Source organism: Actinoplanes sp. CA-015351, assembly GCF_050955685.1.
In the GTDB taxonomy this organism is placed as follows: Bacteria; Actinomycetota; Actinomycetes; order Mycobacteriales; family Micromonosporaceae; genus Actinoplanes.
The window spans coordinates 7,194,568-7,218,169 of record NZ_CP192102.1 but is presented as its reverse complement, the minus strand read 5'-3'; the positions used below and the strand labels follow the sequence as shown (position 1 = coordinate 7,218,169).

Annotated in this window: 16 protein-coding genes; 10 read left to right on the top strand and 6 right to left on the bottom strand. The window is 69.9% G+C overall.

The genetic code is table 11. The annotated features are described in order from the left end of the window. Window positions 1-1,202: 1,202 nt before the first annotated feature. Entirely contained in the window at window positions 1,203-5,753 is a 4,551-nt protein-coding gene (locus ACQP2E_RS32700) for an ATP-dependent helicase (RefSeq protein WP_433826833.1), read from the bottom strand. Window positions 5,754-5,946: 193 nt separating this feature from the next. On the opposite strand from ACQP2E_RS32700, the gene ACQP2E_RS32695 reads away from it, so the two are divergent. Beyond that, window positions 5,947-8,373, top strand: a complete 2,427-nt coding sequence (locus ACQP2E_RS32695) for a protein kinase domain-containing protein (RefSeq protein WP_433826832.1) — start codon at window positions 5,947-5,949, stop codon at window positions 8,371-8,373. 60 nt (window positions 8,374-8,433) lie between these two features. On the opposite strand, the gene ACQP2E_RS32690 is transcribed toward ACQP2E_RS32695, so the two are convergent. Continuing rightward, a complete protein-coding gene (locus ACQP2E_RS32690; RefSeq protein ID WP_433826830.1) occupies window positions 8,434-9,669 on the bottom strand; it encodes a bifunctional pyridoxamine 5'-phosphate oxidase family protein/GNAT family N-acetyltransferase in 1,236 nt (411 codons plus the stop codon). 48 nt (window positions 9,670-9,717) lie between these two features. Here ACQP2E_RS32690 and ACQP2E_RS32685 point away from each other — a divergent pair, with 48 nt between their 5' ends. The 7 genes from ACQP2E_RS32685 (at window position 9,718) to rny (ending at window position 17,081) form a co-directional block, all read left to right on the top strand. Beyond that, window positions 9,718-11,064, top strand: coding sequence for an aminotransferase class I/II-fold pyridoxal phosphate-dependent enzyme (locus ACQP2E_RS32685; RefSeq protein ID WP_433826829.1), 1,347 nt, complete (start codon window positions 9,718-9,720; stop codon window positions 11,062-11,064). A 64-nt stretch (window positions 11,065-11,128) separates the two neighbouring features. Beyond that, the gene (locus tag ACQP2E_RS32680; protein WP_433826828.1) at window positions 11,129-11,791 is read left to right on the top strand and encodes a UdgX family uracil-DNA binding protein; all 663 of its coding nucleotides are present in this window, start codon (window positions 11,129-11,131) and stop codon (window positions 11,789-11,791) included. A gap of 21 nt (window positions 11,792-11,812) precedes the next feature. Continuing rightward, complete coding sequence (locus tag ACQP2E_RS32675) at window positions 11,813-12,013, top strand: DUF3046 domain-containing protein (protein WP_433826827.1); 201 nt, start codon at window positions 11,813-11,815, stop codon at window positions 12,011-12,013. A gap of 201 nt (window positions 12,014-12,214) precedes the next feature. After that, window positions 12,215-13,261, top strand: a complete 1,047-nt coding sequence (gene recA / locus ACQP2E_RS32670) for a recombinase RecA (RefSeq protein ID WP_433826826.1) — start codon at window positions 12,215-12,217, stop codon at window positions 13,259-13,261. A gap of 142 nt (window positions 13,262-13,403) precedes the next feature. Beyond that, on the top strand, window positions 13,404-14,060 hold the full coding sequence (locus ACQP2E_RS32665; RefSeq protein WP_433826825.1) for a regulatory protein RecX: 657 nt from the start codon (window positions 13,404-13,406) through the stop codon (window positions 14,058-14,060). A 676-nt stretch (window positions 14,061-14,736) separates the two neighbouring features. Continuing rightward, the gene (locus tag ACQP2E_RS32660) at window positions 14,737-14,904 is read left to right on the top strand and encodes a hypothetical protein (protein WP_433826824.1); all 168 of its coding nucleotides are present in this window, start codon (window positions 14,737-14,739) and stop codon (window positions 14,902-14,904) included. A gap of 452 nt (window positions 14,905-15,356) precedes the next feature. Beyond that, a complete protein-coding gene (gene rny, locus ACQP2E_RS32655; RefSeq protein ID WP_433826823.1) occupies window positions 15,357-17,081 on the top strand; it encodes a ribonuclease Y in 1,725 nt (574 codons plus the stop codon). Between the two features lie 9 nt (window positions 17,082-17,090). On the opposite strand, the gene ACQP2E_RS32650 is transcribed toward rny, so the two are convergent. The 4 genes from ACQP2E_RS32650 to ACQP2E_RS32635 form a co-directional block, all read right to left on the bottom strand. Then, the gene (locus tag ACQP2E_RS32650) at window positions 17,091-17,948 is read right to left on the bottom strand and encodes an amino acid ABC transporter permease (RefSeq protein ID WP_433826822.1); all 858 of its coding nucleotides are present in this window, start codon (window positions 17,946-17,948) and stop codon (window positions 17,091-17,093) included. 70 nt (window positions 17,949-18,018) lie between these two features. Beyond that, on the bottom strand, window positions 18,019-18,693 hold the full coding sequence (locus ACQP2E_RS32645) for an amino acid ABC transporter permease (protein ID WP_111651456.1): 675 nt from the start codon (window positions 18,691-18,693) through the stop codon (window positions 18,019-18,021). A gap of 63 nt (window positions 18,694-18,756) precedes the next feature. Next, entirely contained in the window at window positions 18,757-19,617 is an 861-nt protein-coding gene (locus ACQP2E_RS32640) for a glutamate ABC transporter substrate-binding protein (protein WP_433826821.1), read from the bottom strand. Window positions 19,618-19,647: 30 nt separating this feature from the next. After that, a complete protein-coding gene (locus tag ACQP2E_RS32635) occupies window positions 19,648-20,391 on the bottom strand; it encodes an amino acid ABC transporter ATP-binding protein (RefSeq protein ID WP_433826820.1) in 744 nt (247 codons plus the stop codon). A 129-nt stretch (window positions 20,392-20,520) separates the two neighbouring features. Between ACQP2E_RS32635 and ACQP2E_RS32630 the strand changes: the two genes are divergently transcribed. Together ACQP2E_RS32630 and miaB are read left to right on the top strand one after the other, a co-directional pair. Further along, a complete protein-coding gene (locus ACQP2E_RS32630; RefSeq protein ID WP_433826819.1) occupies window positions 20,521-21,000 on the top strand; it encodes a hypothetical protein in 480 nt (159 codons plus the stop codon). A 21-nt stretch (window positions 21,001-21,021) separates the two neighbouring features. Continuing rightward, complete coding sequence (gene miaB, locus ACQP2E_RS32625) at window positions 21,022-22,521, top strand: tRNA (N6-isopentenyl adenosine(37)-C2)-methylthiotransferase MiaB (RefSeq protein WP_433826818.1); 1,500 nt, start codon at window positions 21,022-21,024, stop codon at window positions 22,519-22,521. Window positions 22,522-23,602: the final 1,081 nt, after the last annotated feature.

The window sequence follows — 23,602 nt, the reverse complement described above, 5'->3', positions numbered from 1 at the left end:
GCGCACGGGTTTTGTGCGCGTTGACCGCCCCCGGGACGGCGGTGAGCGCACACGAACACGTTGCGCGTGCGGCTGGTCGCCTCCTGGGCTGGTCGTCCTTGCACGAGCTGTTCGTGTGCGCAGGCCGCCCCTGCACGAGCTGTTCGTGTGCGCAGGTCGCCCCTGCACGAGCTGTTCGTGTGCGCAGGTCGCCCCTGCACGAGCTGTTCCTGTGCGCAGGTCGCCTCCGCGCGACTTGTTCGTGCAGCTGGCCGCCGCGTGAATCGTCTGTGTGCTCTGGTCGCCGTTGGCCCGGCCGGGCACAGCCCTCGGGGATGCTGCGAAGTCCAGCCCCAGCGGCGTGAATGAGGTCGCACCTAACCGCTCCGTGCGCCTTCATCCACGCCATAGCCGAGACGCGGGCACACACACCGACTACGTGAGCGCCCATCACCGCTGGACGGCTCTTCCGTGCGCCCGCGTCCCGGTTTTACGTGCGTTCGCACTTTCGGCGACCTCAACCCGCAAACCAGCTTGAGCGGCCGAGCGACAGGCCGGCCGAGCGACCGACTTCGCCATTGAATAGCCGGTGTCTCACAAGCCAAGACCGTCTCTATGCGGATCTTGTGCCTCGGCGGCGGGGGCGATGTCCACGAATTCCCGACGGCGGGTTGAGGCCGGCCTCGCCACGATCTCAGACGAGCACGTATCTGTGGGGTGCCGGAACACTCGTCCCGCCGAATTTTCACGGTCGGTGAGGGCCAGGCGGGATTCCGCCCGCATCCAGGCTCGATCTTGGAGACCGGTGGGCGCTCCGACCCCCTCCGGTCTCCACAAATGGCAGCACAACCCGACAACCCCTTACCGGAACCTCACGAACCACCCTAAAACGACAGGCCCCCAACGCCCGGCCACCGGGAAGTTGTGAGTTTGCGGTCGACGGGACGGCTGAACCGCACAAGATCTGCGGCAACACTTCGCAGCGAGAGCTGCCGCCCCACCCGAACCCGAAGTCAGCCCGCAGAATGGCGAAACCCAACCGGCCGGAACCTGCCAAGATCTGAGGTCATCGGAGGCGCTCGCGTTGAGCGGGCACGGAATCACCCGTGCAGGAGCCCGAAACGGTGAGCGGGTGTCACGGTCGGGGGTCCCTGATGCCGGGCGATTGCAGGTTTGGTCGCGGGTCGGGCGTGCACGTTCGTCGCGCTGGGCGAGTTCCGCCGTCAGGCTCGTAAGCGCAGCCCCCTCGGCGTCGCTCGGAACCCGGCCGCCGTCAGAGCGTCGCGCAGTGGTGACGCGTTCACCGACTCGCCGTCGGCGCGTTCGACCGACATCGTCCCCAGGGCGCCCGATCGCACCGCCGCCGCGAGGGCCTGGCCGGCTGCGGTCAGGGAGTCGCCGTCGTCGCTGAAGGACAGCAGCGTCCGCCCGCCCCGCTCGACGTAGATCACCAGGTCTCCGCCGACCAGCACGACCAGAGCGCCCGCTTTGCGGCCGGCGCGGTGCCCGGCTTTCGCGGTCAGCTCGCCGTCGCCGCTGTCGACCACCCGGTCCGGCCAGGGCAGTGCCGCGCCATAGGGGTTCGCCGGGTCGGTGGAGGCCAGCACCACCGCTGTGGCACCCGTCCGTTTCGCCAGCTCGGCCGGCTCGGCGAGGGCCCGCAGCCGGTCGACGGCTCCCGGCACGGCGAACTGCGCCGCCCCGAGCCCCTCGACGAAGTAGCCCCGGCGGGCCGCACCGCGCTCCTCCAACGCGGCCAGCACCGGGTAGACGGCCGAGAAACCGCCGGTCACCCCCTCGGACATCACCGCGCCCCGGGTCACCACGCCGTGGCGTTCCAGCAGGAGGTCGGCGAGCGCGGCCGCGCGGCGGGTCGGGTCGAGATCGCGGTCCGGCAGCCGGGACCAGCGGCCCACCATGTTGAGCGGACCGGTGCGCGACGGCATGTTCGGCCGGCCGGGACGCCGGTAGCGGGACCGGGCCGGCGCGGCTTTCGCCCGGTGGGCGCCGCTGCCGCCGAGCAGCGCCCGCAGCGGGGCGAGGGTGTCGTTGGTGAGATGGCCGGCCCACACCAGGTCCCACACGGCTGCCGCCAGATCGGTGTCGTCGCCCGAGCTGACCCGCTCGGCGAGCGACCGGAAGAACAGCGCCTGCCCGTCACCGAGCGCCTCCAGGACACTCTGGTGCAGCGGCGTGGCCGCGAACTCGTCGTCGGGCGGGGGCAGCAGCAGCGGCGCGCTGTCCGCGTACGCCAGCGTCACCCACCCGTCCCCGCCGCTGATCGATCCGGAACCGGCCCACAGCACGTCACCGCCGGCGCACAGCTCGTCGAGCATCGGCGGCGCGTAATCGGCCACCCGGGCCGGCAGCACCAGGCGCTCCCACGCCGACGCCGGCACCGCGATGCCCTGGATCTGCTCGATCGCGGCGGCCACCGCGTCCACCCCGCGCGTGTTGCCGCCCACCTGCTGCCAGCGCGGCAGGAACGCGGCCAGCACCCGCGGCGGCACCGGCTCGATCTCGCGGCGCAGCGCGGCGAGCGACCGGCGCCGCAGCATCCGCAGCACCTCGGCGTCGCACCACTCGGTCCCGGCGCCGCCGGGGGAGAACTCGCCGGTCGCCAGCCGGCCGGTCGCGCTCAGCCGCTTGAGCGCCTGCTCCACGACGAAAACCCCGAGCCCGAATCTCGCCGCGCAGGTCGCGGCCAAAAACGGCCCATGGGTACGCGCGAAGCGCGCCACCAGGTCACCGAGCGGATCCGCCACGGGTTCCAGGTAGGCCTCAGGAATCCCGACGGGCAACGCCACCCCGAGGGCGTCCCGATAGCGCCCGGCGTCGTCGATGCCGATCCACCGCTCCTCGCCGGCGACCCGGATCCGGATCGCCCGGCGGCTGCTCTCGAGGCTGAGCGCCCACTCCTCCGGCGCCCCTCGTAACGCCAGCTCGGCCGCCGAGAGGTCACCGAGCAGGCGCAGCAGCTCGGCGGTGTCCTCGGCGTCACGGGGTGTGCGCTGCTCGGTCAGCCACTGCAGGTGGGCCTCGGTCTCGGTGACCACACCCGGGTCGAGCAGCTCCCGCAGGTCGACCCGGCCGAGCAGCTCGCCGAGCAGGGTCGAGTCGAGAGCGAGGGCGGCGGCGCGGCGCTCGGCCAGCGGGGCGTCCCCCTCGTACAGAAAAGCGCCGACGTATCCGAAGAGCAGCGACCTGGCGAAGGGCGAGGGACGGCTGGTCTCGGACTCGACGAGGCGAACCTTGCGGCCGGAGATCTCCCGCATCAGGCCGACCAGGCCGGGGACGTCGAAGACGTCGCGCAGGCACTCGCGGGCGGCTTCCAGGGTGACCGGGAAGTCGGCGAACTCGCGGGCCACGTCGAGCAGCTGCGCGGACCGCTGGCGCTGCTGCCAGAGCGGCTGGCGGCGGCGCGGATCACGCCGGGGCAGCAGCAGCGACCGGGCGGCGCACTCGCGGAACCGGGACGCGAAGAGGGCCGACGTGCCGACCGCCTCCTCGACGATCTGCGAGATCTCCTCGGGGTCGAACGCGACCAGCTCGGCGCCGGGCGGTTCGTCGGCGGTGTCCGGCAGGCGGACCACGATGCCGTCGTCGGAGGGCATGACCTGGCCGTCCACCCCGTACCGCTCGGAGAGCCGGCGGGCGATCGCGAGGGCCCAGGGCGCGTTGACTTTCGCCCCGAGCACACAGTGCACGGTCATCCGCCAGTCACCGAGCTCGTCGCGGAACCGTTCCACCACGATGGTCCGGTCGTCCGGCAGGTGGCGGGTGGCCTCGCGCTGCTCACGCAGGTAAGCCACCAGGTTGCCGGCGGCCCACTCGTCCAGACCGGACTCGCGCAGCGTCGTGGTGGCCTTGTCGTCACCGGCCCGGGTCAGGCCGCGCAGCCGGGCGCCGATGGCGCGGCCCAGCTCGATCGGGCGGCCGGGTGAGTCGCCTTTCCAGAACGGCATGCGGGCCGGTGCGCCGGGGGCGGGGGAGACCAGCACCCGGTCGGGGGTGATGTCTTCGATGCGCCAGGACGTGGACCCCAGGAGGAAGACGTCGCCCACGCGGGACTCGTACACCATCTCCTCGTCGAGCTCGCCCACCCGCGAGGCTTTCTCCGAACCGGCGAGAAAGACCCCGAAGGTCCCTCGGTCGGGAATGGTGCCGCCGCTGGTCACGGCGAGCCGCTGGGCGCCGGGCCGGCCGGTGAGCTCGTCGGTGCTCCGGTCCCAGACGAGGCGGGGGCGCAGCTCGGCGAAGGCGGTCGACGGGTATCGGCCGGAGAGCATGTCGAGCACCGCGTGCAGCGCGGAGTCGGGCAGCTCGGCGAAGGGCGCGCACCGGCGGACCAGCGCGGCCAGCTCGTCGACCTGCCAGGTGTCGAGCGCGACCATCGCGACGATCTGCTGGGCCAGCACGTCGAGCGGATTGCGCGGGTAACGCAGCTCCTCGATCGCGCCGGCGCTCATCCGTTCCGCGACGACCGCGCAGGAGAGCAGGTCACCGCGGTGTTTCGGGAAGACCACACCGCGCGAGACGGCGCCCACCTGGTGCCCGGCGCGGCCGATGCGCTGCAGGCCGGCCGCGACCGACGGCGGCGCCTCGATCTGCACCACCAGGTCGACCGCGCCCATGTCGATGCCGAGCTCGAGGCTGGAGGTGGCGACCACGGCCGGCAGGGTGCCGGATTTCAGCGCTTCCTCGATCTGTTTGCGCTCCTCGCGGGAGACGCTGCCGTGGTGGGCGCGGGCCACCAGAGGCGGCGCGCCTTGGGTGGCGCCGGCCTGCGCCATCACCGCGGCGGGCATTTTCGTCATCGCCGGAGCGGGGTCCCCGGCGCGCTCGGCGACCAGCTCGTTGAGCCGGGCACAGAGCCGCTCGGCACCGCGTCGCGAGTTGGTGAAGACGATCGTCGACCGATGTGCCTCGATCAGCTCGAGCACCCGCTCCTCGACCGCCGGCCAGATCGACGGTGTGTTGCGCCCGCTGCCCGGGTCGTCGGCATCGGTGTCGGTGACCTCGTCGAGGCGGGTCATGTCCTCCACCGGGACCTCGACCACCACCTCGATGGTCTTGGCGCTCGGTGGCTGCACGATCTCGACGTGCTGGGCGCCGCCGAGGAACCGGGCGGTCTCGTCGATCGGCCGGACCGTCGCGGAGAGCCCGACCCGCTGCGCCGGGCGCTCCAGAAGCGCGTCCAGCCGCTCCAGGGAGAGCGCCAGATGTGCTCCGCGCTTGGTCGCCGCGACCGCGTGCACCTCGTCGATGATCACTGTCTCGACGCCGCGCAGCGAATCTCGCGCCGCCGACGTGAGCAGCAGGAACAGCGACTCCGGCGTGGTGATCAGAATGTCCGGCGGGGTGCGGGCGAAGAGCCGCCGCTCGTCGGCCGGGGTGTCACCGGTACGCATCCCGACGGTGATCTCCGGTGGCGGCAGGCCGAGCCGGCCGGACGCCTGGCGGATGCCGGTCAGCGGCGCCCGCAGGTTGCGCTCGACGTCGACAGCGAGCGCCTTGAGGGGGCTGATGTAAAGCACCCGGCACCGCTTGCGTGCCTCCTCCGGCACCGGCTCGTGGGCCAGCTTGTCGAGCGACCAGAGGAAGGCTGCGAGCGTCTTGCCGGAACCGGTGGGCGCGACCACCAGCGCGTTGCGCCCCGCGCCGATCGCTTGCCACGCGCCCGCCTGAGCAGCGGTGGGCGCGGCGAAAGCGGCCGTGAACCACTCACGTGTGGCCGGACCGAACGTTTCGAGCACCTCTCGCATGCGGACCATCCTGCCTCGGGGGTACGACAGAAAACCTGGCTCCGGCGTACCCAAGAGGGGCTGTCGCTTTTGCCGTTTGTTGCTCTTCGCTGCCGTGATGGTGTCAAGCCGAAGTCTGCTTCGCGCGGAGACCGGGTGATCGTCATTCCTTGGCCGGTCTGTGGCTGATTATCCTGATACCCGACTTGATGGGTGGGTGCCGATGGCGGTCAGGCAGATGCTCGTCGCTGGTCGGTACCGTCTTCTGGAGCCGGTCGGCGCCGGTGGAATGGGACGCGTGTGGCTGGCCCACGACGAGATGCTTCACCGGGACATCGCGATCAAAGAGATCGTCCCCCCTGACTGGATGAACGGTGCTGAGCAGGACCGGCTTCGTGAGCGGACCCTGCGCGAGGCCCGCAGCGCGGCACGGCTCAACCATCCGCACGTGGTCCGGATCTACGACGTGGTGCACGCCGACGATCTGTCCTGGATCGTCATGGAATACATCCCGTCCCGATCGCTGCACCAGGTCCTCGGCGACGAGGGCCCGTACGACCCGGCCGGCGCCGCCCGGATCGGACTTGCCGTGCTGGACGCGCTCGACGCCGCGCACCAGGCCGGCGTCCTGCACCGCGACGTGAAACCGCACAACGTGCTGATCGCCACCGACGGCAGGGTCGTGCTGACCGATTTTGGTCTCGCCACTTTCGTGGACGACGGCTCCGTCACGATGCCTGGGCTGATCGTCGGCTCCCCGCAGTACGTCTCACCGGAACGCGCCCGTGACGGCGCCTCCACTCCCGAGTCGGACCTGTGGTCGTTCGGCGCGACGCTGTTCGCGGCCGTCGAGGGCCAGTCGCCGTACGCCCGGGAGACCGCGATGGCCACCCTCGCGGCGCTCGCCACCCAGCCACCCGACCCACCGGTCCGGGCCGGCCCGCTGGCGCCGGTCCTGGAGGGGTTGCTGCGGTACGAGCCCGGCGACCGGTTCACTGCCGCCGAGGTGGAGCGCCGGTTGCTCGCGATCGTGGCGACCGATCATCGGGACGCGCCGCTGGTCCCGGGGCAGAGGGGAGCCCGCAGGACGGTCGACGGCACCGGCCCGGCGGCATCGTCGTTCGACGATCCGTCCGGGGACATCTGGTACGCCGCCGAGGCCGAAGCACCGTGGGACGACGGTCCGCTGAGTGTCGGGAACTGGCACTCCGAGGACTCCGGGCCCCTGTGGTCCGGATCTTCTTTGCGGCAGGTGTTCGTACCGCCGCCGGCGGAGGATTCGCCAGACGAGGCAGCGGCCAGGCCGGGGCCGGACGAGGCAGCGGTCCGGCCGGGGCCGGACGAGGCGGCGAGCTGGTCCGAACCGCCGGAGCCGGGGTCTGGATCGGGGGCGGAGCCAATGGCGAGCGGGCCGGCCAAGAAGAAATGGAAGGACATCCCCGAGACCGGAAATGATCCCTATCTGACCGGCGTGATAGCCCTGTATGACAGCGTCGGCCAAGAAGGCACCGTTGCCGCTCCCACCACAGCCACCCCCGTCGAAAAGCCGCCTGCGAAAGCCCAACCAGCGGCAACAGAAGCTGAACTCCCCAAGCCGCCACCGGCCGCCCCGCGCAGCACCGGCCGGGCCATCGTCCGCACGATCCCAGCCCCGCGAACCGTCTTCACCGGCGAGGTCCTGGACGGCGAAGCCAACCCGAAACCCCCTGGACCCAGGGCCAGAACCGGCCGGGCCCAAGCACGACTCGCCATCGCCGGAGTCCTGTTCGTCCTGCTGGGAAGCGGTGTCCTGGCCGGTTACCTGGCCCAGAACAACGGGCCCGGCCCGCATGTGGTGCTTCCTCCGGTAGGCACGGTGTTACCGGCCAGCACATCAGAGCGACCTCAGCAGACACCCACCACGACCGCAGCAAACCCGACCAATCCGGCAACCGCACAACCCACGCCGGTGAAGTCCACACCGGCAAAGCCGACAACCACCCCGGCCACGCCGCTGCCCACCACCGTGACAACCGAGGTGATGACCTCAAGCCACCCACCTGGCTCGTCCCCGCCCACCCCCTCGAAACTCGCCGCTCGCCTGGGCGGTTTCTCCCCGATCATCTGCGACGCGACCCCGCCCGCGAGCTTGCCGGTCACCCCGAAAAAGGACGCGGCCAGAGGCGTCAACGGCTGGACCCTGCCCTCCGGCTGGTCGTACTTCACCGACGGCTCGGGTTTCCACCTGGCCGTCCCGGACGGATGGAGCTATCAGCGGATCGGGACCACGTACTGCTTCCGCGACCCGAAGAACTCCCAGGTGATGAGCCTCGACTTCGGACGTGACCCGGACGACGACCCGGTGAAGGCCTGCCAGGCCGAGGACCGCCGCCTCCGGGAGGAGGGCAGGATCCCCGGTTACGCCCTGGTCGCGGTCGCTGTCGTCCCGTTGCTGCACAAGGCGGCCGACTGGGACGTCCGGTACCAGGGTGCCGGCGGTGAACTCCGGCGCGCCAGCACCCGGTGGGTCGCCATCGACGGCAAGGCGTACGCCCTCGGCTGGGCCACTCCGGACACCGCCTGGACAGGCACACACAGCCGCCTCCAGATGGTCCGCAGCACCTTTTACGCCAACCGGGCGAACACCGGCGCGCAGGCCCGCAAGGGCTGACGGTCAGCCGGCGAAGAGCGCGCCCGCCCCCCAGTCGCCACACCCGCCCCAGGAACGCGATCAGGCCTCCAGCCGGGCCCGCAGCCGCTGCGCCGCGGCCGGCCACTCGTCAGCCGTCATCGCGAACAGCACGGTGTCGCGCCACGTGCCGTCCGGTCGCAGGCGCTGCCGGCGGATCACGCCGTCCCGGCTCGCGCCGAGACGGGCGATGGCCCGCTGGGAACGCTCGTTGCGAATGTCGGTGTACCAGAAGACGCGCTCGGCGCCGAGCACGTCGAACGCCCGCTCCAGCAGCAGCAGCTTGGCCTCGGTGTTCACCCCGGTGCGCCACCAGCGGCGGCCGAGCATGGTGTGGCCGATGCCGACCGCTTTCAGATCGGTGTCGATGTCGTGATAGGTCGTCATGCCCATCACCTCGCCGGTGACCGGGTCGACCTGAGCCCAGCCGGACCGGCTGCCCAGCCACTGACCGCGCAGCACCCCGGCGATGTCCGCCGCGAGGAAGTCCGGGTTGCTCGGGCGCGGGAACGGGATGTGCCGCCAGACCTCTTCGTCGTCGAGCGCCTCGAACAGCGCCGGCGCGTGACCGGGCGTCAGCGGCTCCAGCCGCACGTGCCGGCCCTCCAGCACGACAGGCGTCTGCCAGGCCGACGGCGAGCCCGGCAGATAAGCCGGTGGCGCCTGGGTGACCCCCGGCTCGGTCACCGGCGGGCCGGCCACGGTGCGCAGCGGCAGCACACCCGCCCAGTAGGGCAGGTCCATGTCCTCCGGCTCGTCGATGACGCCACCGGTCCGCTCCCGGACCGACACCTCGACGAGCGGGAGGGCCAGCACGCTGGTCTGCGCCAGCTCGCGCCGATCGCCGGGCCGGCTGTCGGCGGCCCGGCCCGGGCCGATCTTCTCGGCCAGGGCGGTCAGCACTCGCGCCTTCTCCGCCTCGTCGGTCACCAGCCGGGCCTCGCCGTGCACCACGACCGAGCGGTAGTTGGCGCTGTGGTTGAACTGGGACCGCGCGTAGACCAGCCCGTCCAGCAGCGTGACGGACACGCAGAGCGGGATGCCCCCACCTCGGGCCGACAGGCCCATCCGCCCACCGCTGGAACCGTGCAGATAAAGCGTGTCGTCCAGCCGGACGTGCAGGTTGGGAAGCACCCGGGGCTCGCCGTCGACGACGAAGGCGACCGCGCAGTCGAACGCCTCGTCGAGGACGGCGTGAGCCTTCACCCGGTCGTAGGCCATCTTCTTCCGATTACGCGTGGCTGTGGTGCGCTCGGTCGGCGGATAAATGTCGGTCATGGGTGATCCTCCTTGCGTGGATCCCTGTGCTAGTACACAATCGCATCTGTGGCAGCACAGTATCAGGTCAGTGGGGACAACGCCGCTGAGATTTCGGCGAGCATCGAGGCCGGCGTCCTGCGCGGTGACTGGGTGACCGGCGCGGCTCTGCCCTCGGTGCGCGTCCTCGCGGGCGCGCTGCATGTCAGTCCGGCCACGGTGGCGAAGGCTTATCAGGAGCTGCGCCATCGCGGCGTGCTGGAGACCGAGGGCCGCAAGGGCACCCGGGTCCGCTCCCGCCCGTCGGTGGCCGTCCTCCGGGCCGACCTCGCGCCGCCGGTCCCGCCCGGCGTCCGCGATCTCTCCTCCGGAGAGCCTGACGTGCGCCTTCTCCCCGCTCTCGGTCCCTCTCTCGCGGCCGTCGCCGCCGAGACAGGCAACCCCCTGGGGTACGCGACTGCGGTCACCATGCCCGAGTTGATCGACGCCGCTCGTCCCCGCCTGCTCGCCGAGGGCGTCCCGGTCGCCGACGCCGCGATCACGGTGACGGCCGGCGCGCTCGACTCGATCGAGCGCCTGCTCAACACACATCTGCGTCCCGGTGACGCGGTCGCCGTCGAGGATCCCGGCTGGGCCAACCTGATCGACCTGCTCGCCGCTCTCGACCTGCGCCCGATCCCGGTCGCCGTCGACGAGCAGGGCATGGACCCCGGCGCGCTGGCCGACGCTTTGCGATCCGGCGCGCGAGCCGCGGTCGTCACGGTCCGCGCACAGAACCCGACCGGCGCCGCCGTCTCCGAGTCCCGCGCCGCCGCGCTGCGTGAGCTGCTCCGCGGGCATCCCGACGTGCTGGTCATCGAGGACGATCACGCCGCCGAGCTGGCCGACCGCCCACCGCACTGCATCGGCCCGGTCACCCGCTCCTGGGCATTCGTCCGCTCCGCGTCGAAACCGTTCGGCCCCGACCTGCGGATCGCCGTGCTGGCCGGCGACGAGACGACAGTGTCCCGGGTGGTCGGCCGGATGCGGATCGGCATGGGCTGGGTCTCCACCACAGCTCAGCGGCTGCTGTTGCGACTCTGGCAGGACCCGCAGGTCACCGACCTGGTCGCGGAAGCAGCACGCGCCTACGCTCGCCGCCGCGACGGCTTGCGCGCCGCCCTGCAGGCGCAGGGCGTCCTCGCCTTCGGCGAGACCGGGATCAACGTCTGGGTCCCGGTCCCCGACGAGGCCCGGGCCGTCGCCGCATTGCGAGACCTTGGGTACGCGGTAGCGCCCGGCTCGTTGTTCCGCATCCGATCGGAGCCCGGAATCCGGATAACCGTCAGCACCCTGACCGACGAGGAGCTGCCGATCCTGGCCCGGGCGGTCGCGGCGGCCGTCCACGCCGCCGGTTTCGGCCCCCCGATCCGCTGACGGTGTCCACCGGGAGTGTCGATGCGGGCAGCGTCCTGTCCGGCCCTGCGGGTAAAACGGAGCGATGTCATCGAACGACGCGCCGCCCGGCGCGCAGCAGTGGGTGCCGCCGCATTCCCGGAGCATCGCCGAGCTGAAAGAGGCCGCAGCCGGCTGTCAGGGCTGTGAGCTGCACGAGCCCGCGACCCAGACCGTCTTCGGCCGGGGCGCGGAGGACGCGAGGATCGTCTTCGTCGGCGAGCAGCCCGGCGACATCGAGGACCAGCACGGCCTGCCCTTCGTGGGGCCGGCCGGCCGGCTGCTGCGCGAGGCCGTCGACGACGCCGGCATCAACCCCGCCGAGCTCTACATCACGAACTCGGTGAAGCACTTCCGTTTCGAGTTGCGCGGCCGCCGCCGCATCCATCAGACGCCCGGCCCGGCGCACATCACCGCCTGCCGCCCCTGGCTGGTGGCCGAGTTCTCGCTGCTCAAGCCGGAAATGGTGGTCGTGCTGGGCGCCACCGCGGCCAAGGCGCTGCTCGGTCCGTCGTTCCGGGTGACCCGGTCCCGCGGGCAGCTGCTGCCGTGGCCGGCCTCGGCCCAGCACCCGGCGGACTTCCCGGTCGCCGAGATCCAGGCGCTTGCCACGATTCACCCGTCGGCGGTGCTGCGGGCCGACGATCGCGACGCGGCGTACCGAGGTCTTGTCGAGGATCTCAAAGTGGCGGCCGAGGCTGTCGGATAACAGTCTGAGTACGCTCGGACGGTGCGGCTGACAGAATTCTGGGGACGGCTCGAGGAGTCGTTCGGGGCCTCGTATGCCAAGAGCATCGCGGCAGACCAAGCATTTTCGGCACTCGGCGACCGAACCATCGACCAAGCTATTACTCAGGGTGTTGAAACGGCCACTATCTGGCGTGCTGTTGTCGGCGCTTACCCCGATCGGGTGCCTTCCCGCCTGCAATGACGCGATTTTCGTACGCTTGTTCTGGCGTGTCGCTCGTTCGTAGTACAAGTGTTCGGCTATTGTCCACAGCGGCTCGGCCATCCACAGGCCGGGGTGGGGTGGATGTTTTTGTCATACCCACCGCATACCGTGTCGGCCGTGGTGAACAGAAGCTCTTCGGCGAAGACCGCGAACGCGAAGTCGATTACAGGGGTGGCGGCAATGGCAGGTCCGGACAGGGAAAAGGCGCTCGAGCTAGCGCTGGCTCAGATCGACAAGCAGTTCGGCAAGGGTTCCGTGATGCGGCTCGGGGAGCGGCCGGTCGTCCAGACCGCCGTCATCCCGACGAGCTCCATCGCTCTCGACGTGGCGCTCGGCGTCGGCGGCCTGCCGCGTGGCCGGGTCATCGAGATCTACGGACCGGAGTCGAGCGGTAAGACCACGGTCGCCCTGCACGCCGTGGCGAACGCGCAGAAAGCCGGCGGCATCGCCGCCTTCATCGACGCGGAGCACGCCCTCGACCCGGATTACGCGCGGGCCCTCGGCGTCGACACCGACGCTCTGCTCATCTCCCAGCCCGACACCGGTGAGCAGGCGCTCGAGATCGCGGACATGCTGATCCGCTCCGGCGCGCTCGACATCATCGTCATCGACTCGGTGGCCGCCCTCGTGCCGCGTGCCGAGATCGAGGGTGAGATGGGTGACAGCCACGTCGGTCTGCAGGCCCGCCTGATGAGCCAGGCGCTGCGGAAAATCACCGGTGTGCTGAGCAACACGCAGACCACCGCGATCTTCATCAACCAGCTCCGCGAGAAGATCGGTGTCATGTTCGGCTCGCCCGAGACCACGACCGGTGGCCGCGCGCTGAAGTTCTACTCGTCCGTGCGCCTCGACGTGCGCCGCATCGAGAGCCTGAAAGACGGCACCGACGTGATCGGTAACCGGACCCGGGTCAAGGTCGTGAAAAACAAGGTGGCCGCGCCGTTCAAGCAGGCCGAGTTCGACATCATGTACGGCAAGGGCATCTCGCGGGAAGGCTCGCTCATCGACGTCGGCGTCGAGCAGAGCATCATCCGCAAGTCCGGCGCTTGGTACACGTACGACGGCGACCAGCTCGGCCAGGGCAAGGAGAAGGCGCGGGAGTTCCTGAAGGAAAACCCGGACGTCGCCGCTGAGATCGAGAAGAAGATCCTGGAGAAGCTCGGCGTCGGCCAGGGCGCCGCCACCGACGCCGCCGGCGGCCCGGAACTGCCGCCGGTCGACTTCTGATCCGGCGAGCCGTCATGTCAGCCCGACAACGGCGCGGTGAGTCTTCACCCCAACGCGGCGACAGCGGGGTGAGCCGTCACGCCAACGCGGCGACAGCGGGGTTGGCCGTCATGCCAACGCGGCGACGGCGCGGTGAGCTGTAATGCCAGGACGACGTGGTGCGCGGGCCGGGCGCGGGTGGGATGCCATCCCGCCCCGGGCCGCCACCGACACGCCCGGAACCGGCACGCCCGGAACCGAGAAACCGGCTCGTTCCGCTGATCCGCGGAGCGAGTCGGAGATCGCCCGCGAGATCTGCCTCCGACAGCTCGCCGCCCGTCCGCGGACGCGTGCCGAGCTGTCGAAGGTGCTGGTCCGCAAGGGCATCTCGGAAGAGGTGATCGCCGAGGTCCTCGATCGTTACGACGAGGTCGGCATCATCGACGACGCCGCGTTCGCCCGAGCCTGGGTCACCAGCCGGCATCAGGGCCGGGGCCTGGCCCGCCGCGCGCTCGCCAACGAGCTGCGCCAGCGCGGGGTGAGCGCCGAGGAGGCGAGCGAGGCTCTCGAGTCCGTCGACGACGAGTCCGAGGCCGAGACGGCGCGAGCGCTGGTGGACCGCAAGCTGCGGACCGCCACCGGCGCTCCGGACGCTGTGTTCCGCCGTCTCGTGGCGATGCTTGCCCGCAAGGGCTACCCGGCCGGCGTGGCGATCCGCACGGTCAAGGACGCCTTGGCCGCCCGTGACGAGGAAGCCGCCGAGTTCGCCGACGCGATCGACCCGGATGCCCTGGCGACCGACGCCGACCCGCTCTCCTAGATCACCCAGCCCTCGGCTCCTGGATCACCCAGCCCTCGGCTCCTGGATCACCCAGCCCTCGGCTCTTAAATCACCCCAGCCGTCGGCTCCGGGATCACCCTGGCCGACGGCTCCGGGATTGCCTCAACCCCGGCTCCTGGATCGCCTCGACCCCCGCTCCCGGCCCCTCATCCGGCATGAGGGTGGGACGGCGCCGAGTGTCACAGCTACTCTCGGTGGTGATGAGGGCCATAATGGGCGAGGCCTTGGTTGCGGGTTGATAACGCTACCGTTGCCGTCATCACACGGTACGTCGGAAATGTCCTGGCGAGATCGTGAGCTGGGCGTAAGCACGTCTGTGCCGTACGTCCTATCCGCTGCCGAATCATGAGTCCTTGACCGAAGCAGTGCTCGCGACCTAGCCTCGCGTTACACAAGGTTTGTTCGACCATCGCAAGCAACAGTCACAACATAGATCGCATTACATTACGGCATCACTTGAGCGCTTTACCCGTACTCACCGATGCGATCGTCAGCTGCGAGCCACGCGGCCGGCGGAGCGACATATCGGTAGTCGACCCCACAACTCCACACACTCTGATTCGAACGGCGGACTGCCGGCTCGGAGCGGGGAAGGCATCCGACAGGCCGCGACGGCCCGAGTGAATTGATCACTCGGGGTGACGTCGAGCCGGGAGTGACGCCTTCGCGGTTCCAGGCCGACAACGACGGCGAGAGCCCGGCAACGACGGCGAAAGACTGGCAGCGGCTGACCGAGCCGACTGCCGCTCTGCCGATCGCGAAGGTCGCATCGATCGCCGATCGCAGCAGGTCGGAGGGGAGCGCCAGCGCCTCGGAACGCTGACGTCACCCGCAAGACCTGAAATCCGGAGGCCCATTGAGGGCCCACCGGCGCCGAAGCACACCCGCCGGGCCAGTCGCTGGGGCGCACGCACCTGAAAAGGTGCGAGCACCTGAGAACATGCGAGCACCTGAGAACGTGCACGCACTCGCGAGGCGCGAGCACTCGCGAGGCGCGAGCACTCGCGAGGCGCGAGCACTCGCGAGGCGCGAGCACTCGCGAGGTCCGGCGCCCGTGAAGGCCAAACGGCCCGCACGGGTGTGTGACGCACCGGTAAAAAGGTGCGGATTCAGAGATGGAAGGCCTGGGTCGGCCTGCGGCAAAGCGTGAAGAAGCCCGGAACCCGGTAAACCCCGGAACCCCGGTGCCGTCCGTGATCACTGCCTTGGTCGGGCATCCGCAGGATGGCCCGCGCGCGTGCACACCGCGCCGGCGGCGAAGGGAGACGCGGCGAGATGAAGCCCCTGGACTGGGTGCTCGTGATTGCTGTCATCGTGCTCGCCGTGTCGGTGATAGCCGGGCTGGTCCTCGGGGCGCGCGCGCTGCGCCAGATGCAGACCGAGCGTCACGACGCCCACGAGCGTCAGGAGCTGGAGGTCGGCGAGGCGCAGGCGAAGGTCGCTGACGCCAACGCCAAGGCGGCGTCCGTCAAAGCCGAGACCGCCGCTGCGAAAGCCGAGGCCGGCGCCGCCCGGGCCGAGGCCCGCCGGGTGCTGGAAGCCGCGCACAGCGAAGCCGACACGATTCTGGAACACGCTCACCGCCAGGCCGAGTCCGACGCCGAACAGGTCCGCGCTGCCGCACGCCGCTCGGGGGAGCGGGAGATCGCGCTGCTCAACGCCACCGCGAAGGAGCATTCCGCCGAGGTCGAGCGCCGCGCTGCCCGGATCGACGAGCGGGAACGGCTGCACGCCGAGGAACTGGAGCGACTCGTCGAGCGTGAGCGCCGGCTCGGCGGCGTGGAGTCGGACCTGGCGAAACGGGAGGGCGCACTCGCCAAGCGCGAGGCGGAGATCGCCAAGGTCGAGGAGACGAAGCGCCGCGAGCTGGAGCGGATCGCCGCGCTCACCGCTGACACCGCCCGGACCGAGCTGATCGAGTCGATCGAGGGCCAGGCGAAGCGCGAGGCCGCGATCCTGATCCGCGACATCGAGACCGAGGCGAAGAACACCGCCGACACCCGGGCCCGGCACATCGTGGTCGACGCGATTCAGCGGATCGCCAGCGAGCAGACCGCGGAGAGCGTGGTCAGCGTGCTGCACCTGCCGAGCGACGAGATGAAGGGCCGGATCATCGGCCGCGAGGGCCGCAACATCCGGGCGTTCGAGTCGACCACCGGGGTGAACCTGATCATCGACGACACCCCGGAAGCGGTGTTGCTCTCCTGCTTCGACCCGGTACGCCGGGAGGTCGGCCGCCTCACGCTGGAGAAACTGGTGCTGGACGGCCGGATCCACCCGCACCGGATCGAGGAGGTCTTCGACAGCGCCAAGAACGAGGTGGAGATCCTCTGCGACCGGGCCGCTGAGGAGGCTCTGGTCGACGTCGGCATCACGAACATCCACCCGGAGCTGGTGAAACTGCTGGGCCGGCTGCGATACCGCACCAGCTACGGTCAGAACGTACTGAAGCACCTGGTGGAGACCGCGCACATCGCCGGGATAATGGCTGCTGAGCTGGGCCTGGACGTCCCGACGATGAAGCGGTCCGCGTTCCTGCACGACATCGGCAAGGCGCTCACCCATGAGGTGGAGGGCAGCCACGCGCTGATCGGCGCCGACCTGGCCCGCAAGTACGGCGAGCACGAGGACGTGGTGCACGCCATCGAAGCGCATCACAACGAGGTTCCGCCGCAGACGATCGAGGCGGTGCTCACCCAGGCCGCCGACGCGTGTTCCGGCGGACGCCCGGGCGCCCGGCGGGAGAGCCTGGAGGCGTACGTGAAACGCCTGGAGCGGATCGAAGAGATCGCCGGGGGCAAGGTCGGGGTGGAGAAGGTCTTCGCCATGCAGGCCGGCCGGGAGATCCGGGTGATGGTGAGGCCGGACGACATCGACGACATCGGGGCGGCGGTGCTGGCCCGCGACGTGGCGAAGCAGATCGAGGAGGAGCTGACCTATCCGGGCCAGATCCGCGTCACGGTCGTGCGAGAGTCCCGTGTCACAGAACTGGCCCGGTAAGCCTCACGATCAGACAGCGTCGCCGGCCTCGACGAGAGCGGCCGTCCGCGGTGCTTTACCAACCCGGCGGGTCCGCCGCTCCAGCCACCCGGCCAAGGCGGTCAGCGACGAGTTCACCAGGATGAAGATGATCGCGACCACGATCGCGGCCTGAACCACGTTGCCGAAGTTCGCCGCGACGTTGTTGACGCCCATCTGCAGCAGCTCGCTGTAGGAGATGATGTACCCGAGCGCCGTGTCCTTCACCAGCACCACCATCTGGCTGACGATCACCGGCAGCATCGAGCGGGCGGCCTGCGGGACGAGGATCTCCCGCATCACCTGGCTCTTGCGCATGCCGATCGCGTACGCCGCCTCGCTCTGCCCGCGCGGCACCGCGTAGATGCCGGCCCGGAACGCCTCGGCCAGCACCGACCCGTTGTACAGGGTCAGGCCGAGCACGACTGCCCAGAAGATCGACATGGGCTGCTCGGTGATGAACGGGACACCGAAGAAGATGAAGAACATCAGCAGCAGCAGCGGCACGGCACGGAAGAACTCCACGACGGCCCCGGCCGGGAGCCGGACCCACCAGTGGTCGGAGAGCCGCCCGACCGCGAACACGATGCCGAAGGTCAGCGCGAGGACCATCGCGACCGCAGCCGCGCCGAGCGTGTGGCCCAGGCCCGGCAGGATGTAGTCGGCCCAGGTGCTGGCCGCGGTGAACGGTTTCCAGAGGGATCCCGCCCACTGGCCCTTCTCGTCGAACTTCGCGTAGACCCAGTACGCCAGCCCCAGCAGGGCGACGCCGAACACCACTGTCAGAACCAGGTTCCGGATCTTCGCGCGGGGCCCTGGATGGTCATACAGAACAGCGTCAGTGCTCATGCCGACTCTCCGCTTCGCTCCGAGTCGCCATTTTCCATACTGAGCTGCCTGGGTTCGATCGCTTCGCTCCTCACCGTTTCACCGCCAGCCGGTTGGCGAGCCAGCCGAAGCCGTACCCGGCCGGGATCAGGACGACCGCGAACGTGCCGGCGAAGACCAGGAAGATCGGGATGACGGCGTCACCGTTCGCGTTGATGAGTTCCTTCATGGCGTTTGACGACTCCATGAGCCCGATCGTGCCGACGATTGTCGCGTTCTTCGACAACGCGATGAAGATGCTGCCCAGCGGCGCGATCACCGCCCGGCCGGCCTGCGGCAGGACGATCATCGTGAGGGTCTGCCGGAAGGACATGCCGATCGCCCGGGCCGCCTCGGCCTGCCCGGCCGGCACCGTGTTGATGCCGGAGCGGATCGCCTCGCACACGAACGCGGCGGTGTAGACCGAGAGCCCGATGACACCGAGCCAGTAGTTGTTCAGGTCGATCTCGTCCGACACCGAGAAGCCGAGTGTCGAGAAGAGGCCGAAGTAGCAGAAGAAGATGATCAACGTGAGCGGCGTGTTCCGGAAGACGTTCACCCAGGCCGCGCCGAAGCCACGCAGCACCGGCACCGGCGAGACCCGCATCGCGGACAGCAGTACGCCGAGCACGAGAGCGCCCACCGTGGAGGCAGCCGTGAGCTTGAGGATCCAGAGGAAACCCGTCACGTACACGTCGACGTTGTAGGGGTCGGAGAAGACGTCCATCGTCACCTTTCGGCAACAGGTGAGCGGAGCCGGGTCGCCCCGGCTCCGCTCAGGTCAGACAGGTCAGGCGCAGTTGGTGAGCTTGGTGGTGTCCAGCTCCGGCGCCGCGGTGCCGCTCTTGCCGAGCGTGTCGTCCCAGGCCTTCTTGTACGAGCCGTCGGAGGCAGCAGCGGTGAGGATCTCGTTGATCTTCTTGCAGCCCTCGCTGTCGTCCTTCTTCAGGCCGATGCCGTACGGCTCCTCGCTGAACGGCTTGCCGACAACCTTGAACTTGCCGGCGTACTGCTCCTGCGAGGCGTACCCGGCGAGGATGATGTCGTCAGTGGTGACCGCGTCCACCTGGCCGCCGGCCAGCGCCGTCACGCACTTGGAGTACGAGTCGAACTGCTGGAGCTGAGCGTCCTTGTAATCGGTCTGGATCCGCTTGGCCGGGGTCGAGCCGCTGACCGAGCAGACCTTCTTGCCCGCGAGGGACTCCGGTCCGGTGATCGTCGAGTCGACCGGCACGAGCAGGTCCTGTCCGGCGATGTAGTACGGCCCGCCGAAGTTGACGACCTTCTTGCGCTCGTCGTTGATCGTGTAGGTGGCGACCACGAGGTCGACCTGGCCCTGCTGGATGTACGGCTCACGGTTCGCGGAGACGGTGGTCTTCCACTCGATGCCGCTCTCCTCGACGCCGAGACCCTTGGCAATGATCTTGCCGATCTCGATGTCGAAGCCGGTGTAGGTGCTGCCGGTCTGCAGACCGAGGCCGGGCTGGTCGGCCTTGACACCGATCACCAGCTTCTTGTCGCTGGAGGCCTTGCCGACAATGCCGGAGGCGCTGCCGGAGCTACCGCTCTCGTCGTCGCTGCCACCGCACGCCGCAACGGCGAACGCCATGGTGAGCGCGCCGAAGGTGGCTGCCAGTCGGGTGATGCGCATGTTTACGCTCCTCGAAACAGGGGTTCTGGTTTAGTGCGTCAGGATCTTGGAGAGGAAATCGCGCGCGCGTTCACTCTTCGGGTTCGCAAAGAACTCTTCCGGCGGCGCCTGCTCGACCAGCTGGCCGTCGGCCATGAACACCACACGGTTCGCCGCGTGCCGGGCGAAGCCCATCTCGTGGGTGACCACGACCATGGTCATGCCCTCACGGGCGAGCGAGGTCATCACGTCCAGGACCTCGCCGACCATCTCGGGGTCGAGCGCGCTTGTCGGCTCGTCGAAAAGCAGGGCCTTGGGCTGCATGGCGAGCGCACGGGCGATCGCGACACGCTGCTGCTGGCCGCCGGAGAGCTGGGCCGGGTATTTGTCGGCCTGGTTGGCGATGCCGACCCGCTCGAGCAGGCCCATGGCCCGGTCGCGGACCACCGCCTGCTTCTCCCTGCGCACCTTGAGCGGTCCCAGCATCACGTTCTGCAGGATCGTCTTGTGCGCGAAGAGGTTGAAGGACTGGAAGACCATGCCGACCTCGCTGCGCAGCTTGGCGAGCGCCCGGCCCTCCGCGGCGAGAGGCTGTCCGTCGAAAGTGATCGTGCCGGAGTTGATCGGCTCCAGCCGGTTGATGGCGCGGCACAGGGTGGACTTACCGGAACCGGACGGTCCGATCACGACCACGACCTCGCCGCGCGCGACAGACAGAGACACGTCCTGCAGCACGTGCAAGGGTCCGAACCACTTGTTTACGCTCTCCAGCACGATGAGTGCTTCGTCTGTCACCCCTGGTCCATCCACTCGTAGTCGGTTCACTCGAATGGACACACCCTAGGGGGCCGTCCGTATCGGATCGTGTCGAGAATGGTCACGGAGCGGTAACACAGCCCACGCCGGGCGTTAGGGGTGTAGAGCATGGTGGACATGGCGGACGGCCTCTGGAACTGGTGTGTCGCCCAGGAAGTCGACGCTGACCGCGTGGAAGGCGCCTTGGCCGGTGCTCTGGAGCGCCGTGCCGGCGGGATCGAGAACGCCCTGCCCGGCGCCTTGATGGCGGACGTCTATCGGGTCGGTGGCGACTTTCCGACAGTCGTCGATGTCTACCTGGCGCCCTCGGACGTGGCCGAGGAAACCATCGCGAGCGCCGTCGCGGTCCGGCTGGGTGCCGCCGTCCTGCTCCCCGACGACACGCTCAACCCGTCACGGTACGTACTCGCCGAGCCGGACGGGACACTCCGGGCCGTGCACGTGGCCGAGGTGGAGACCGACGACGGCCCGGAGCGGCGGCATGTCCGCCCCTGCACCGGCTCCGACCCGGCCTGCGCCTCGCCGGGCGGATGTGACCGTTCGCGCTTCAAACCGGACCCGACGCCGGAGCGGCCCGCGCTCAGGTAACGGGTAGCCTGGTCAATTGCCATGACTACCGAGATGCAGGGCAGCACACGCACCTACGACGTGCGTACCTATGGCTGCCAGATGAACGTCCACGACAGCGAGCGGATCTCCGGGCTGATGGAGGACGCGGGTTACGTCCGCGCAGCGGACGCCGACGCGGCTGACATCGTGGTCTTCAACACCTGCGCGGTACGCGAGAACGCCGACAACCGCCTCTACGGCAACCTCGGCCGGCTGCGCCCGACGAAGCTCGCGAATCCCGGCATGCAGATCGCGGTCGGCGGCTGCCTCGCGCAGAAGGACCAGGGCGACATCGTCAAGAAGGCCCCCTGGGTCGACGTGGTCTTCGGCACCCACAACATCGGTTCGCTGCCGGCCCTGCTGGAACGGGCCCGGCACAACGAGGAAGCCCAGGTCGAGCTCCTCGAGTCGCTCGAGGTCTTCCCGTCGACCCTGCCGACGAAGCGCGAGTCGACCTACGCCGGCTGGGTCTCCATCTCGGTGGGCTGCAACAACACCTGCACGTTCTGCATCGTCCCGTCGCTGCGCGGCAAGGAGAAGGACCGCCGCCCCGGCGACGTCCTCTCCGAGGTCCGTGCGCTGGTCGCCGAGGGCGTCCTCGAAGTGACCCTGCTCGGCCAGAACGTGAACTCCTACGGCGTCGAGTTCGGCGACCGCCTCGCGTTCGGCAAGCTGCTGCGCGCCACCGGCGAGATCGAGGGCCTGGAGCGGGTCCGCTTCACCAGCCCGCACCCGAAAGACTTCACCGACGACGTGATCGCCGCGATGGCCGAGACGCCGAACGTCTGCCATTCGCTGCACATGCCGCTGCAGTCCGGCTCGGACCGCGTGCTCAAGGCCATGCGCCGCAGTTACCGCCAGGAGAAATACCTCGGCATCATCGAGAAGGTCCGCGCCGCCATGCCGGACGCCGCGATCACCACGGACATCATCATCGGCTTCCCCGGCGAGACCGACGAGGACTTCGAGCAGACCCTCGAGGTGGTCCGCCAGGCCCGCTTCTCCAGCGCGTTCACCTTCCAGTACTCGAAGCGCCCCGGCACACCCGCCGCGACCATGGAGGACCAGCTGCCCAAGGCGGTCGTCCAGGAGCGTTACGAGCGCCTGATCGCCGAGCTGGAGGACATCTCCTGGTCGGAGAACAAGAAGCTGGTCGGCGAGAAGGTCGAGGTCCTGGTCGCGGTCGGCGAGGGCCGCAAGGACGCGCACACCGGCCGGATGTCAGGCCGTGCCCGCGACGGCCGCCTCGTCCACTTCGCGACAGGCACCCTCACCGGCCCGCTCACCCCGCGCCCCGGCGACATCGTCGAGACCGTCGTGACCTACGCGGCCCCGCACCACCTCAACGCCGACGGCGACCCGCTCTCGCACCGCCGCACCCGCGCCGGCGACGCCCACGAGGCCGGCCGCACCCCCAAACTCAAAGGCGTCTCCCTGGGCCTCCCCACCCTCGGCGTCCCAGCCCCCCTCCCCGCCGCAACAGAGGGCTGCGCCCTCTAACCCACCACCCCCTTCGCGTACGCCCAGCGGGGCTCACCACAAAGCCGCAACCCGTACCGCACCCCGAGCCCCTGACGCCCCTCCCCCCGGCGCCCACCCCACCGGCCCCGGCCCCCCCGCACGCCCCACCGGCCCCGGCGCCCCCGCACGCCCCACCGGGCCGGGCGCCCCCGCACGCCCCACCGGGCCGGGCGCCCCCGCACGCCCCTCGGCCCGGGCGCCCCCGCACGCGGGACGCCGGGCCGCTTCCGGTGCACACCGCACCGCACGTGGCGACGACGCATCTTGCCCAGACCACGGCCCACCCGTCCGCGGAGCGGGCTTGCGCTTACGGTCGCGGAGAGCCCGAACCAGCGACCACAAGCACAAGCCGGCCGCGGGCCACCGCCTCCCGGCCTACCTTTATCTCGCGACACCCCAACGATCTTGTTGACTAGCATCAGACCGGGCGTCGCGGGATTCAACAAGATCGACGGACGGGTATGCATGTCGCCGACCACTGGCCCGGAACGGCCGCCACCCGCCGCCGCCACCCGCCGCAAGTCAAGCGTCGAGTGCCGCCCGTCGCCTGCCGCCGTCGAGCGCCGCAAGTCAAGCGTCGAGTGCCGCCCGTCGCCTGCCGCCGTCGAGCGCCGCCAGTCGAATGTCGAGTGCCGCCCGTCGCCTGCCGCCGTCGAGCGCCGCCAGTCGAGTGTCGAGTGCCGAGCGCCACCCGTCGAGCGTCAAGCGTCACCCGTCGAGCGTCAAGCGTCACCCGTCGATCGCCGAGTGCTGCCCGTCGAGCTCCCGGCGGCGCCCGTCGATCGCTGGGCGACGCTCGTTCCGGGTCGGTGCTGGCTGGCTGGCTGGCTGGCTTTCCTCGATCTTGTTGAGTTTCCCGAACCCGTTGCCGCTCAAGTCCACAAGATCGGCAAGAGGCCTCCCGATCTTGTGGAACTCCCCGCAAACGGTTCGCGGAAGTCCACAAGATCGGAACCCGAACCCGAACCCGAACCCGAACCCGAACCCGAACCCGAACCCGAACCCGAACCCGAACCCGAACCCGAACCCGAACCCGAACCCGAACCGAACCCGAACCCGA

What these genes read in the sequence shown, in the direction of transcription:
- ACQP2E_RS32700 (WP_433826833.1), bottom strand. Translation starts at nt 5,753, where the DNA reads ATGGTCCGCATGCGAGAGGTGCTCGAAACGTTCGGTCCGGCCACACGT.
- ACQP2E_RS32695 (WP_433826832.1), top strand. Translation starts at nt 5,947, where the DNA reads ATGGCGGTCAGGCAGATGCTCGTCGCTGGTCGGTACCGTCTTCTGGAG.
- ACQP2E_RS32690 (WP_433826830.1), bottom strand. Translation starts at nt 9,669, where the DNA reads ATGACCGACATTTATCCGCCGACCGAGCGCACCACAGCCACGCGTAAT.
- ACQP2E_RS32680 (WP_433826828.1), top strand. Translation starts at nt 11,129, where the DNA reads ATGTCATCGAACGACGCGCCGCCCGGCGCGCAGCAGTGGGTGCCGCCG.
- recA (WP_433826826.1), top strand. Translation starts at nt 12,215, where the DNA reads ATGGCAGGTCCGGACAGGGAAAAGGCGCTCGAGCTAGCGCTGGCTCAG.
- ACQP2E_RS32665 (WP_433826825.1), top strand. Translation starts at nt 13,404, where the DNA reads ATGCCAGGACGACGTGGTGCGCGGGCCGGGCGCGGGTGGGATGCCATC.
- rny (WP_433826823.1), top strand. Translation starts at nt 15,357, where the DNA reads ATGAAGCCCCTGGACTGGGTGCTCGTGATTGCTGTCATCGTGCTCGCC.
- ACQP2E_RS32650 (WP_433826822.1), bottom strand. Translation starts at nt 17,948, where the DNA reads ATGAGCACTGACGCTGTTCTGTATGACCATCCAGGGCCCCGCGCGAAG.
- ACQP2E_RS32645 (WP_111651456.1), bottom strand. Translation starts at nt 18,693, where the DNA reads ATGGACGTCTTCTCCGACCCCTACAACGTCGACGTGTACGTGACGGGT.
- ACQP2E_RS32640 (WP_433826821.1), bottom strand. Translation starts at nt 19,617, where the DNA reads ATGCGCATCACCCGACTGGCAGCCACCTTCGGCGCGCTCACCATGGCG.
- ACQP2E_RS32630 (WP_433826819.1), top strand. Translation starts at nt 20,521, where the DNA reads ATGGTGGACATGGCGGACGGCCTCTGGAACTGGTGTGTCGCCCAGGAA.
- miaB (WP_433826818.1), top strand. Translation starts at nt 21,022, where the DNA reads ATGACTACCGAGATGCAGGGCAGCACACGCACCTACGACGTGCGTACC.